At 45.8% G+C, this 13,533-nt stretch carries 11 protein-coding genes; 1 reads left to right on the top strand and 10 read right to left on the bottom strand.

Going from position 1 to position 13,533, the window contains the following annotated elements; genetic code table 11:
• Positions 1-17: 17 nt before the first annotated feature.
• Positions 18-962, bottom strand: a complete 945-nt coding sequence (locus NST85_RS13330) for an NAD-dependent epimerase/dehydratase family protein (RefSeq protein ID WP_127195004.1) — start codon at positions 960-962, stop codon at positions 18-20.
• Positions 963-1,063: 101 nt separating this feature from the next.
• On the opposite strand from NST85_RS13330, the gene NST85_RS13325 reads away from it, so the two are divergent.
• A complete protein-coding gene (locus NST85_RS13325) occupies positions 1,064-2,710 on the top strand; it encodes a glycosyl hydrolase family 28-related protein (RefSeq protein ID WP_127195003.1) in 1,647 nt (548 codons plus the stop codon).
• A 20-nt stretch (positions 2,711-2,730) separates the two neighbouring features.
• Here NST85_RS13325 and NST85_RS13320 read toward each other — a convergent pair whose 3' ends face one another.
• The 9 genes from NST85_RS13320 to NST85_RS13280 form a co-directional block, all read right to left on the bottom strand.
• Positions 2,731-3,930 (bottom strand): DegT/DnrJ/EryC1/StrS family aminotransferase, encoded by a 1,200-nt coding sequence (locus NST85_RS13320; protein ID WP_281278240.1) that lies wholly within the window; start codon positions 3,928-3,930, stop codon positions 2,731-2,733.
• Between the two features lie 57 nt (positions 3,931-3,987).
• A complete protein-coding gene (locus tag NST85_RS13315; RefSeq protein ID WP_341189536.1) occupies positions 3,988-5,097 on the bottom strand; it encodes a GNAT family N-acetyltransferase in 1,110 nt (369 codons plus the stop codon).
• A complete protein-coding gene (locus NST85_RS13310; RefSeq protein ID WP_341189535.1) occupies positions 5,090-5,923 on the bottom strand; it encodes a GNAT family N-acetyltransferase in 834 nt (277 codons plus the stop codon). The genes NST85_RS13315 and NST85_RS13310 overlap by 8 nt, the downstream gene beginning before the upstream one ends.
• Complete coding sequence (locus NST85_RS13305) at positions 5,920-6,555, bottom strand: sugar transferase (protein WP_341189534.1); 636 nt, start codon at positions 6,553-6,555, stop codon at positions 5,920-5,922. Before NST85_RS13305 ends, NST85_RS13310 begins: the two co-directional genes overlap by 4 nt.
• A gap of 15 nt (positions 6,556-6,570) precedes the next feature.
• On the bottom strand, positions 6,571-7,707 hold the full coding sequence (locus NST85_RS13300; RefSeq protein ID WP_341189533.1) for an LCP family protein: 1,137 nt from the start codon (positions 7,705-7,707) through the stop codon (positions 6,571-6,573).
• Between the two features lie 3 nt (positions 7,708-7,710).
• On the bottom strand, positions 7,711-9,663 hold the full coding sequence (locus tag NST85_RS13295) for a polysaccharide biosynthesis protein (protein ID WP_341189532.1): 1,953 nt from the start codon (positions 9,661-9,663) through the stop codon (positions 7,711-7,713).
• A 26-nt stretch (positions 9,664-9,689) separates the two neighbouring features.
• A complete protein-coding gene (locus tag NST85_RS13290; RefSeq protein ID WP_341189531.1) occupies positions 9,690-11,018 on the bottom strand; it encodes a glycosyltransferase family 4 protein in 1,329 nt (442 codons plus the stop codon).
• Entirely contained in the window at positions 10,912-12,192 is a 1,281-nt protein-coding gene (locus tag NST85_RS13285; RefSeq protein WP_341189530.1) for an O-antigen ligase family protein, read from the bottom strand. The genes NST85_RS13290 and NST85_RS13285 overlap by 107 nt, the downstream gene beginning before the upstream one ends.
• A gap of 102 nt (positions 12,193-12,294) precedes the next feature.
• Positions 12,295-13,530: an oligosaccharide flippase family protein gene (locus NST85_RS13280; RefSeq protein ID WP_341189529.1), complete on the bottom strand. Its 1,236-nt coding sequence runs from the start codon at positions 13,528-13,530 to the stop codon at positions 12,295-12,297.
• Positions 13,531-13,533: the final 3 nt, after the last annotated feature.

Here is a 13,533-nt window from a genome sequence, read left to right as displayed (position 1 = left end):
CCTTTCGATTGTTGCGATTAGTTACCCACTGCTTTTTTTACAGTCAATCGGGCCGCTATCGTCTTCTCTAAACCTAGGCTAAGTGCATGAGCAGGAGACCAATTCATCCATTCATGCGCTTTCGTATTGTTCAAATAACTGTGAAGAATATCCCCTGCTCGTGCCTGTTCATAGGTTGTTGGCACTTTCCAATCTGTTATGTCACCGATCATCCCGACTAGAGTATTAATCGATGTAGCTACTCCGCAACTTATGTTCATCGTCTGATTATCCACTCGTTCATCCGCCCTTGCCGCAGCTACAAATGCTTCCGCAACATCTTCAACATAGACGAAATCCCTTGTCTGTTCACCATCTCCATAGATGACAAGACCTTTGCCAATCTTCATTCGGTCTAGAAAAACCGAGACGACACCGGCCTCCCCATGTGAACTTTGCCTAGGTCCATATACGTTAGCTAGCCGAAGAATCGTATATTTAAGCCCATGCATTCTAGCGAACTGCCGAATATAAGACTCAGGTACACTTTTGGAAACACCATAGCAAGATTCAGGTTTCAAGGGATGTATTTCATCAATGCTCAAATATTCTGGGTTACCATATACGGCAGCTGACGAGGCGTATACGATCTTGTGGACGTGATGGGTCACGCACAAACGTAATACATTTAATGTGCCAAAAATATTCACGTTAGCATCGAATAAAGGATTCCTCTGTGATTCACTTACGTCGATCTGCGCAGCTAGATGTATAACCACATCCGGCTTCTCCCTGGCAAAAACAGCGTCAAGCGACTCATCCTGAATATCGTATATATATAGTTTCGCTGATGGATTCGTATAGAACGAGCCGGAGGCACCCGACAAATTATCAACGATTACAGTCTCAATCTCATCCCTTATCAGCCGGTCAACCACATGGGATCCAATAAAACCAGAGCCTCCAGTTACTAATACCTTCAAATTTAAAACTCCTTTCGACCTATTAGAGTGGTGTTTGTACCACACATCTTCTGCTAGATTGACATAAACTACTACATCACAGAATGAAGGAGTGAAAGCATATGGCAACTTCCCCAATCCCAGACGGTTCGGTGACATCGTCAATCATTGCTGACGGCGCAGTCACATCTATTAAATTGGACCCTGAGACAAACGGTTATGTGAATGTCCGATCGTTCGGTGCCAAAGGAAATGGTACCCAAGACGATACAGTAGCGATTCAAAATGCAATCAATGCCGGAAACGCTAGCCGCAAAGTTGTAATCTTCCCACCCGGTGTATACAAAGTCTCTTCCGGGCGCATGCGCAATCCTTCAATCTTAGACTGGTGGTGCCTTCGTATTCCAACCGGAACCAATCTAAGTTTCGAACCAGGATCCAAGTTGGTACTGGCCCCGAACCCACCATCAGACACTCGTGTTCTCGTTATCTTCAACGCTTCCAACATCACGATATCCGGCAGCCTCGAAATAGATGGAAGTGCTTCCACTGTAAAAACGGCAGTCAATGATCAGCTTCATGGCTTGTTCATTTCGTCCGCACAAAATATAAGTATCGAATCGGTGTACGCTCATGATTGCTATGGTGACAATATCTTTGTTGGTGGAACGGAAGACAACCCATCCATCAATGTACAATTCAGCGATGTGCGCTGTGAAACGGCCGGGCGAAAAAACTTCGTCATCCATTTTGTAGACCAGCTTCATGTCAACAGAGCTGTACTAAACAACAGCCGCGGTGGAGCTCCTGGCTTTAATGGAGCCAACTCGCTTGATCTAGAGCCTGACGAGTTCAGAGGAAGCCGTAGTTTTTATCAGCGTTTCGACTCATTAACCACTACTGGTTATGGTAATGATTTATCGGCTGGATTAACCGATGCGATTGCAAGGCTCTGGACACTCGACATCGGTTCACTCGATATGCGTGTAGGTGGTACAGTGAGCCCTGCACTATTGTCTTATGGACTAACACTGAAGATTAGCCACTTGACTATCAGTTCTACAGACCATAAGGCGAATTACGGACTGCAGACGATCTATTCGCAATTTATCGATATTGCAAGTGCAAGGTTCGATGGCATCGGAGGACCTGCGATCCACGCAGCATTCAATGCAGCCGGCGGTAAACCAAGGTTGCGTATCGGCTCACTAGCCATGTACGGATCCGGCTCTACTCTGGCTAGCGGGGCACGGATGGACGGCGGTGATCTTTATGTTGGGACAATCGATGCCCAGGACTTGATGGGTAGTGCCATACACGTTTTCGCTACGCAATCCGATACGATGGTAACCGTCGACAATATGAACATCCGTAACAGTGGAACCAATCAGGTTGTATTAGTCACTTCTTATGGTGCAGCTAAACCCTTTTTGCACCTTAATAATGTGGCCGTGTTCGATACTCGAGCCGTAAAGGTAAAACGCATTCTGGAATTCGAAACGTTATCGGCCATGCAAGGAACATCTCTTGGCACTATTTACAATCCGTATTCGCTAACGGAATGGTTCGCCACTTACGGCAACTTCAAACGGGCTCTTCGTCTTACTGGAGGTACACTACTTCCTGCTCTATTCATGGTAGAAGGTTCTCCTGAAGGAGTCATTACCGCTCCTGTCGGCAGTCTGGCTATGCGAACAGATGGCGCAGCGCAGACCGCCTTGTATGTGAAGGAGAGCGGCACGGGCGCAACCGGATGGAAGGCCAAATAATATACAAGACAAAATCTCTTCTAACTATTCAGAACAGTTCTTCCGTTCTGAATGCATGTCTCTATCGTATCTACTACGCGTCCCAGGTCTTCGTCGGATAAAGAACTCCCAGAAGGAAGGCATATGCCATTTGAGAATAATTGATCGGCCACGCTATATTCCTTCAAGTATGGATAATAGGTAGAGTTCGCAAACAAAGGCTGCCGATGTAGTGGTTTCCATACGGGTCTAGCTTCGATATTGTTATGTTCCAGACTTGCTAAGAGTTGATTGGCATTGACTCCAGCGACCTCTTCATCGATCGTTAACGCACTTAACCAGCGAGTACTACGGCAATTCGGCGCTTCTGGCATGAATTGAAGACCTGGAATAGATGCCAAACGATCCATATACGTCTGACTAATTTGTCTGCGTCTCTCAACTCGCTCTTCTAGTAACTCTAATTGGCCGCGGCCTATAGCGGCCAATAAATTACTGAGTCGATAGTTGTAACCCATTTCGGAGTGTTGGTAGTGTGGTGCTGTGTCTCGGGCTTGTGTAGACCAGAAGCGTGCCTGTTCTAATGCATCTGTATCATCCGATACGAGCATCCCCCCACCTGAGGTCGTAATGATCTTATTACCATTAAACGAATAGATACCAAATTTGCCCCAAGTACCGCTAGCTTTTCCATGGTAGAAAGCACCTAGTGATTCTGCAGCATCTTCGATCAGAGTAATACCATAATGATTGGCAATCTCGACAATGGGCTCCATATCTGCACTCTGCCCATATAAATTGACGACGATAGCTGCTTTAGGTAAACGTCCTTTATAAGCCCACTCTCGGCAAGCCCGCTGGAACGCTCGTGGGCACATGTTCCATGTCTCCGGCTCCGAGTCTATGAATACGGGCGTGGCCCCCAAATATAGAATAGGATTGGCGCTTGCTACAAATGTGAGCGTCGAACAAATCACGTAATCTCCTTGCGAGACGCCAGCCAAACGCAGTGCGAGATGAATCGCGGCAGTTCCAGAGCTTAAAGCAAGTGCACCCTTCGAACCCGTGTAGGCGGCCATCTCCCTTTCGAAAGCGTCGACTTGTGGTCCAATCGGAGCAATCCAACCAGATTGAAATGCTTCTTCAACATAGGTCTGCTCACGTCCGCTAATATGCGGAGGTGATAATAAAATTCGTGGTTGCATGACTGTTGGCTTAATGCTCTGTTGACGAATACTCATGGATAACTCCCCTCTCCATCTGGACATATTGTCCAGATGGATACATATCATTTCTATTTATTTAAGAGCATGATCCATGATGTTGTATTCCAATAAATTCGGGTGTCGATATAACGGGAAGTAATTTCCCTCCTGTCGGTTGTTGTATCGAGATAATATGTCATCATATAGTTCAGGAAAGATTATTCGCTTGCCTAGGTAATAATCAAGTGGTTCGAGCTGAGTTGCGAACCCTTGTTTGAACTGATATAGGTTATCGTTTCCTGTATATCCCCCACCAAGATGGAAACGTTCAAAACTGTTCTCCATCCCCCACATCGCTGCTGCGTGGATAAGCAACTTAGTTGGTGACCACTGCAGATAGGCTCGATCCCAGCCTAACAAATGATAATGCATCCATGGATGCTCATGGATCACAATACAAGCGGCTACCGTTTTCTCCCCGTCCATAGCCTCGAATAGTTCTATGCGACTCTCTAGCAGCCTACTTGTCTCCGAGATAAAGTTCTGGGGGAAATAATAAAAGGAATCTGCTTGTAAATCTTCTAGCGTTCCATAATATAATTCGCTGAACCGCTCGATCCGACTGCTCAGATCCTCCCTTCGAATGGTAAGCGGCGATGACTTCATTTTGCGAATATTTCTCTTATGATTGCTACAATAGTTCTGAATAAGCTCTGACTCCGAACCAACCGTCAAGTCCATATAAACTGTATTCCGAATCAACTCCGTCTTTAACCCGCATTGGTATTCGGAGGCATTTCCTATCATTGGATGGAACCTTACAAACTCAGTCATGATCCGCTTCTCAATGCAGTATTTCTTGAACACTTCGTCAAATTGTCGGTACAACTCCGTCCGTTCAGTTCCCGGAGCCAGATTTGATATCGGTCCTCCATATCCATAAGGAGTGCTTATATCGTACCAGTCACCTTCCAATCCCAGATCGATTACAACTGGAAGATGCCCAATGGATCGAAGTAAGTAAGGATACATAATGAGCTGATCCTCCTGCTTATATACAAATAGCTCTGCACTCTGATTATCCTCGTCCTCAAACAACCGAAAATAAGCAGAAGAAAAATAGATATCCTTTTCGTACATCTGATCATAATAGGTATCCCATTCCTCAGAGCTAGAGCTATCCAGCACGATGAAACTACTCATACATCACCTCTTGATTCTCCAAAATTTTGATCATCCGAATGCTTTCACTGCTTAAAGTGAGTCGCGGATCTTTCTCACGCAAATATACATCCGGTGACAGTAAAAGCATCTTTCTTGTCGGATCAAGGTCGATTAACACATCCGTCAGATGATAACACCCATCCCACTCCCCGCTTGGAACTTGGATGCGAAAATACTGATCGCCAAGACGACCCACTACGGACGTCTTTTGTTTCGTTCTAATCCTAAAAGAAGAAAAACCGTACTTTATATGGTGTGCTTCAGCCATTGGATAATCATCAATGATATAGTCAAGCTCATCATTACTCTCCGGAAGAGTTATGTCATCCTTCACCTCTTCTGTAGCATCTTGTGATTGAACCAAATCCCCCTCGTACCAATATGTACGACCTTCTTCCGCGAAACCAATCCGCAGATACCAAGCATGGGCCTGTTCATTCCATGAGAACACATCCAAAGCCAACATCTTTATGCCTTCCTTCCGAGCTAACTCCTCGCCGTACGCCATGAGTTGCCCTCCGATGCCATCTTTACGATAAGCTGCATCAACGTTCAAGTTATTTAGAACTAACATCTGTTCCATTCTTCGCCATTCAGCGAATCCTATGAGAAGTTCTCCAGAATAGGCACCGATCAGTAATGTCGTTGAATGGCTCCCACATTTACAGGCCGCTTGAAGGTACGCGGCATATCCAGTACAAGCAAATATCGTTTGTTTGTATACTTGCTCCGGCAGGTAACTTCGCAGGAGCCGGCATGCATGGTAAATATCTTCTTCAAGCAGTGGTCTAAACTGCACATTCATGCCGATCCCTCCTTTTTATATTGCCTATACGTATCCAAGGGTTGACTATGCTGACCTGGATTAGCTACAACATCATCTTGGCGAATCACTTTCAGAACTGTCTTAAATAAGATCATCATATCCAGCCGGAAACTTAAATTCTCAACATAGGTAATGTCGTACATCAGCCGCTCTTTCCATGACAAAAGATTGCGCCCAGATACTTGTGCGAGTCCGGTAATACCCGGTCTTACAGTGAATCGTAATCTCTCTTGCTCTGAATAATATGGGCTGTAACGGACAAGCAAGGGCCTTGGGCCAATCAAGCTCATTTCTCCCTTGATTACATTCACCAATTGCGGCAATTCATCTAAACTCAGCTTCCTGATTACCCCACCAAATTTGACATAGCGCCGATCATCCGGTAGCAGTTGCCCCTGCGCATCGTACAGTTCAGCCATGGTTCGGAACTTGTAGATGTAAAAGGGTTTCTCCCCTCGTCCTGGACGCTGCTGTTTGAACAAGATAGGGCTACCCAGCTTCAACCGAATCAAAAGCGCAACTACAGCCATGACTGGACTTAACAGACATAACAGTACGGTCGCTCCCACAATATCGCAGCCTCGTTTCATATAGCGATACATGTTCGTCATCCTCCCGCCCTTCTTTTAATCCGTGAATAGACGTTCCTTAAGAGACTTTACCTCTTCGGGATCAGCGCTCCAGTAATACACCTTACTTCCGACCAACGGGTCTAGACCGAAGCTGTTTTTACCGGGAATTTGTTCGTATGTGAAATCATCGGATCCTATGCCTTTGAACAGCCAAGCGAGGCTGATCAAGTCACTGTCACTGAAACTTGTATCAATAATGTCCTTCTTCTCTTTCAGTAATAAACCAGCCAAGTCAGGAAGGTGCTCAGGCTTTAATAGCTGATCCGCCACGGCTCGAACGATGTTGAATTGCTCTCGCTGACGACTGAAGTCCCCATCTGGAGTTGAATACCTTGCCCTAGCTAGGTAGAGCGCATGCTCACCATCTAGATGCTGTTCACCCTTCTTGATTGTAATCTCCGGGGTAATCACTACATCCTGATCGATTACCATATTAACCCCACCGATCGTATCGATGAAATCACGTACACCGGAGAAGTTTGTCTTGATGTAATGATGTATGGGGATGTTCATAAAGTCACTGACAGCCTGGATAAGTGTAAGCGTCCCTTGCTTGTTACCACCTTTCAACTCACCCACAATATGAGCATGATTGATCTTGGTGTAACCGACCTTTTCTACATAAACCCGTGTATCTCTAGGCACAGAGACGATATTTACCTTCCGCTGATCTGGCATGACATGCGCAACCATAATCGTGTCTGCACGCGAGCTTTCACCACCCCAGGTATCGGTTCCAATCAAGACTATATTAAATGACAAGGTTTCTTTAACCGTAGCGGTTTGTGATGTTTCAGGTGCTGAAGTAGCAGGTAGAAGTGCTTCTCCGTTCGAACTAGAAAGACTATTCGATGCACTCACTGACTGCTGTTCTTCCTCAGGCAACGAAGAAGCTTGTGAACTAGGTATCGTCAGGGGGTTAAGTACGGCCTTCTGGAATCGATGTTCAGGATGTAACACTCCCCAGATCCATATTCCACCAATTAATATTAAAATCAGAGAACCTAGCAGAGTGAATCTTCCGATCCGTCTCATGATTAATCGTTTACCTGTAATCTCCTTGCCCTGCTTACCCCGTAGTCTTTGTATCCATGCTCCACTTATTGACCTTAGTGACCTCATTGACTTCATTGCTCATATCCCCGCGTGAGCTTCGGCTTTGACACGTTCAATCTCATGAGTTACCACCTGTGGTTCTTCCTGAAAGCCTGAATAACTTGGAATAAGCTGTTTTAATAGCTTTTTGATCTGATAACTGTTTGGCACAAAATCAAACCTCTTGCATAAGTTCTCCAGAACACCGAGGACTAAATTCAGTTCGGATCTAGAAACATTCTGAGGGCGGCTGATCATAATACGATAGTTCTTAGTGACGATTAAACCTTCCTCTTCCGTCAAAAGCTCCTCATATAGCTTCTCTCCTGGACGTATTCCAGTGACCACGATAGGAATATCCTTCTCAGGTTCTAAGCCTGATAAGCGGATTAAATCCCTAGCTAGATCATATATACGGACAGGTTTACCCATATCCAGCACGAATACTTCGCCGCCTTGTGCCAGCACGCTCGCCTGAATAACTAGCTGAACCGCTTCGGGGATTGTCATGAAATATCGCACCATGTCCATGTGCGTAACAGTAACTGGTCCGCCATTCTCGATTTGTCTTTTAAATAAAGGGATGACGCTACCTCTGCTACCGAGCACATTACCAAAACGCACGGCTGCGAATGCAGTCTTACTGAAATTATTCTGGTCATTAATGATCATTTCCGCCGCTCGCTTCGTTGCCCCCATAACACTGGTTGGATTAACTGCTTTATCCGAGGAGATGAGGATGAAGCGTTTGACGCCATATTTATCACTCGCTTCAGCTACGTTCCTCGTTCCGATCACATTATTCTTGATCGCTTCCACTGGGTTCATCTCCATGAGGGGAACATGCTTGTGCGCAGCGGCATGATATACAATCGAAGGCCGGAAAGTTTGAAACACACTTTCGATTCGCGACACATCTTGAATATCAGCGATAATTGGATGAATTACCTGATCCGGATATAGCCGGCGCAGTTCTTGTTCAATGAGATAAATACTGTTCTCACCATGTCCTAACAGCAGCATTTCCTTTGGACGATACACGGCCAACTGTCGACACAGCTCCGAACCGATAGAGCCACCTGCACCTGTGATGAGAATGGTCTCACATTCCAAATTCTCGCGAATTTCCTCATTATTAATCTCTACTGGTGCTCTACCAAGCAGATCATTCACAGACACTTCACGGATCATATTGACTGCCAGTTTTCCATCTAAAATATCCGTCATACTAGGCAGTATCTTGATCTGCGCATTGGTAGATTTGCAGATCTCTATAATATCTAGGATGGAACTTTGAGAGGCAGTCGGAAGTGCAATGATAATGAATGCAATGTCTAACTGTTTGACAGCTTCGGGTATAAAGCTGCGGTTACCCACAATCGGCAACCCCATAATTTCAAGCTTTTGTTTGGCCGGATCATCATCAATGAACGCGACCGGGTTCATAAACTTGAACCTAGAAGACTTGATATCTTTGGTGACAAGGATCCCTGCTTTACCCGCCCCTACGATGAGAAGATTGCCTTCGAATGAGTCTTTTGTTCCCGATGACGATGGCACGAGTCCATCATTCAAGAGGCGACTGACTATCCGTATTCCCGTTACCCCCAGAAATACATATCCCGCTGCAGAATAAATAGAAATTGGCAGTCGGTAAGAATGGACGAGTAAATGCGCAGACAAATTGACCACAATAACTCCGACGAAGGTTAGGGCGCTCACTTTTAGAAGCTGCAATATCTCTCCCATACCGGTATACCGCCACATGCTGTTATAAGCTTTGAATCCAAAAGAGCAGGCCGCATGCACCACAATGTGAATTAATATCGCACACGGAAGCATCCGTATGTACAGCTGGGGGATTTGAAAATCAAAACGAAGCAAAAATACAAGCCACACTGAAGCCGCTACAATCCCCGCATCCAACAACACCAACCGTACGAGCCGCATTCTCATCATCACTTCTTTCGCCCTTATTAACTGAATGTTCACACACTCCCTGTACTTTCTTATGTCTATCAACTATCCCCTGAAATGGCAGTGAGCATTTCGGTCGAATCCACCTTATCTCCTTGCTCATTCAGTGCTTCCGTATAAATCAAGTCCATTTCTCGAAGCACCGCCGGTAGACCGTAACGAACGATTCTCACCTTGTTCGCTTCTCCCATGGCGGTGGCCAAAGCTGAATCATCTCGCAATTGAAGTAATGCCTTCGCAGTTGCAGGTACATCGTTAACTGGGACCAAAATTCCTGTCGACTCATGATCAATCAAATCGCGTATCCCGCGAATATGCGTACCGATCACTGGTTTACCTGCTGCCATCGCCTCCATAACTGCTCGAGGTAGTCCCTCACGATATGACACGAGCGCAGCGGCATCACACTCTCTCAGCAGATCTGGAATATCTCGTCGGTACCCAAGTATATGCACCCGGTCCGCAACGCCAAGCCGATTAGCTAGTTCCTCTAATGAAGTCTCAGAAGGACCCACACCAGCTAATACCAGATGAATGTTACTTGCACCTTCGCCCAACTGACCCAGAGCTTCAATTAACTGCTTTTGGTTCTTGTTGGCGTTCAACTCAGCAACACACAGCACGACAAACGCAGATTCTTCTTCATCGCTCTCTGGCAGATCGAATAACTGGCACCGCCGCGCTCTCTTCTCCTCATTGGATACGTGGAATTCCTCATGGTTACCGTATACTTTGAGATCGATCCCAACACCACAAACGTAGGTAGCTTTATTCCGAACTGGGAACTTGAGCGCACGCTCAAAATCTTCATTATTTATTGTGATTAGCACATCCGTGAACCGTGCCATCAAACGTTCAAAAGGATAATAAAGCATCCAGTTCAAGAGGGGTGCTCCTTTGAAAAAATGGAAGCCATGCGCTGTATACAAGGTGTAAGGTACGTGGGCAAGGCGAGCTGCGATTCTGCCAAGAATCGATGCGACAGGCGTATGCACATGAATGAATCTGAAACCTTCTTTACGGAAGCTTTCTGTTAAGATCCCAAGCGCTTTCCAGTTCTGAACCTGCAAAGGGCTACGTTGGATTGGCACGTCATGGCACACGATTCCGCTCTGCTCCAGCCGTTGTCTTGCTTCCCCAGGCTGTGCATATGCATGTACTTCGCAACCCTTTTGCTGCAACAAGTCCATGTAAGGAAGATGGAAGTTAACAAAATGCCCATAAATGGAGGCGACGAATGCTACTTTAACTGGCTCAATGATTTCAGATGGAATACTCACGGGGCTCTGCTTGCTGAGTTTGCTGAGCTTGCTCCGTTTCTCGGTTTTCTTGGGTTTGCTGTCGTTGCCTTCTCCCTGTTGATCGTTCAATTCCTTGGGTTTGATACCTAATCTCTCCTTTCAGTTTAGAATCCGTTAACTTTATACATGCTGCGTTCATAGCCATCATGAACCACCAGTAACGCTGAAATAATGCTTCGATACCCATTGAGAGTCCAATCATTGCTGCATGTGATAGCAGCAATGCCAAAATTACCGGTCGGTGAATAGCATCAGCCGCACGGTATGAGCGGATACCGACAATGAAGAACCAAACCATGAACCCGCCGTAAACTAGTAACCCGACTAAGCCGAATTCTGTCATAAACCAAAGCGGCGTGTTATGAATGATAATGCGCAATTCATAGTTATAAGAGCCGAGTCCAATCCCTAACAAAGGGCTTTGTGCGATCCAATCTAGCGCCTTGCCAATGATGTCGAGACGCGATTGAATCTGTGAAGGTCGGCTGGACATCGAGCCAAGCACATCCAGATAAGCTGTACCTTTGTACAGCAGTAACGCTACAAACGCTGCAATAAACCCCATGCCAATCTTGATTAATCTGGAAGGATTACTCAGCAGTAATGTAAGTAATACAAGGATTAAGCCAATCCATGACGAACGAGAAAAAGTCATCATAATGCCACCTGACAAAGTTATCGTAGCTACTATGCTTACCCATCCTCGAAGAAGCTTCACTCCGCTACCACTTGTCATGATATGAATAGCGAATGCCGTTACGAGTAGTCCTCCGTATGCATTCGGATCAATCAACATGCCAGACAACCGTCCGTCTTGCACCATAAACGGGACCTTCACTCCACTGAAAAAAGCAAACAGAGCCACGGCATTTAGCCATAATACACTCAGTAGAAATACCCGCAGCATCTTATATAACCGATCCCAACTGTCTACTGCCTGAGTGAGCATGATATATGTCAGCAACAGGAGTATAAATCCTATATCCTTTTGTAACAGGGCATATTGTGTAATAAACCCATTGCGCCAGATGGATACGAATGAGGCAAGGACAAAGATAAACAGCATCCCCCAATGCCATGAGCTGAATTGCCTCCGGTCCAATTTGAGGTGAAAACCTGCAGCGAACAAACCTAACATTAAAAAGAGGTCCGACGGTGCGAGTCGGAATGCTCCTCCGAAATCAAATTGAGTGGGAAGAAATATGATGTAACCCATGACCGCAAACAGAAATAACTTGCTCATGGTGTAGGGGGGTTGCAATGTTTCTTTTTTAATGGAAGTTCTCTTCCCTACAACTGATAAAGACGACATACTAGCCCCTACTTTCCTATGGGGAACCGACCACTATGCGGCCACTTCCCGTTGTACCTGTTTTCTCGCTTGGCCGATCACATGAGATAACACGACCACGCTCCCAATCATCTGTACAAATAATCCCAAGCTGGCCCCCATCGCAGCACCTATTACCCCGTATGCAGGTACGAGTAGAAGACAGGCTATCCCATTCGTCACCGCTGTGCATAGAAACAAAGGAATTTGCGCTTTGTAATTCCCCGTGGCTGTAATGGCGTACCACAAGTAAGAAGAAACAAACACCAACAAAGTCGAGACGAGCAACCACCGAAACAACCCTATTTCTTGCGCAACGTCAGTACTATATAGCAGGGTTAGCAGTTGCTTGCCGAACATCCAACCGATCACACATGCTATCGCACTCATCCCTAAACCCATAACGATCATCCGACTGAGTAAAGAGACAAATTCCTTGTGCCTCCCAGCGGCGTGCCAACGGGCAAGGCGTGGTGTTATGGCTTCCCCTAGTGCGGTTACAACAACATTGCAGGCAACGATCATGTAGGATAATGAAGCGTATACCCCTAGGTCGTATTCCCCTTTAAAATAAGAAATTGCGTACATCGGAATATTCGTATTTAGCGACATCAACGCGAGCACAATACCTAGTGGCGAGCTGACGATCAACAACTGCCGTAGTGTGCTTTTGTTAAAGATTGGTACGAGCGACGTGAACGCTCTCGCTTTGCGGGCATCATAAAAGGTAGTAATACCGAGCCATCCGAGTATCATCACAAATAATGAGAGAATGAGACTCTGCGTAGGGATGAATACCACCGTGAAAATTAGGATGGAGAACAAACCTTTAGCAGCTCTTGAGATCGAGATTTGATCTAGCCGCTCCTGCTTTTGAACAATTCCTAGTAAAATATCGCTGACCGATTCAACGATCCTATACAGGCTGATGAAGAAAATAACCAATGCTGTTTTCCAGTCAAAGCCACTTATTATGCAGAAGCCTGCTGCGACAGTGAAGGCAATTGCCGTCGTCACAAGCCTGAGGCCCAAAAAATCTCCGAAAACGTATTTCCCAGATGTATCAACGATCAATACAGATCGCAAGTGTAGATGAGACAGCATAAAGATGGGCGCAGTCACCGCTAACCCAAGCGAATACTGCCCAACGATTTCCGGTGATCCGAATTTATTGAGCAATATCACAATGACGAACTGTGCGCCTGCGTAAGTGATATTCCCAAACAAGTAACGAAGAGAAGCTAATGACATATC

This window comes from Paenibacillus sp. FSL K6-2524 (assembly GCF_038005525.1).
Lineage (GTDB): Bacteria > Bacillota > Bacilli > Paenibacillales > Paenibacillaceae > Fontibacillus > Fontibacillus anaericanus.
This window is presented reverse-complemented; position numbering and strand designations above follow the sequence as displayed.

Bases quoted from the DNA above. Each gene is read 5' to 3' on its own strand.
- NST85_RS13310 (WP_341189535.1), bottom strand. From the start codon at position 5,923: ATGAATGTGCAGTTTAGACCACTGCTTGAAGAAGATATTTACCATGCA.
- NST85_RS13315 (WP_341189536.1), bottom strand. From the start codon at position 5,097: ATGAGTAGTTTCATCGTGCTGGATAGCTCTAGCTCTGAGGAATGGGAT.
- NST85_RS13320 (WP_281278240.1), bottom strand. From the start codon at position 3,930: ATGAGTATTCGTCAACAGAGCATTAAGCCAACAGTCATGCAACCACGA.
- NST85_RS13280 (WP_341189529.1), bottom strand. From the start codon at position 13,530: ATGTCATTAGCTTCTCTTCGTTACTTGTTTGGGAATATCACTTACGCA.
- NST85_RS13325 (WP_127195003.1), top strand. From the start codon at position 1,064: ATGGCAACTTCCCCAATCCCAGACGGTTCGGTGACATCGTCAATCATT.
- NST85_RS13300 (WP_341189533.1), bottom strand. From the start codon at position 7,707: ATGAAGTCAATGAGGTCACTAAGGTCAATAAGTGGAGCATGGATACAA.
- NST85_RS13305 (WP_341189534.1), bottom strand. From the start codon at position 6,555: ATGACGAACATGTATCGCTATATGAAACGAGGCTGCGATATTGTGGGA.
- NST85_RS13285 (WP_341189530.1), bottom strand. From the start codon at position 12,192: ATGAGCAAGTTATTTCTGTTTGCGGTCATGGGTTACATCATATTTCTT.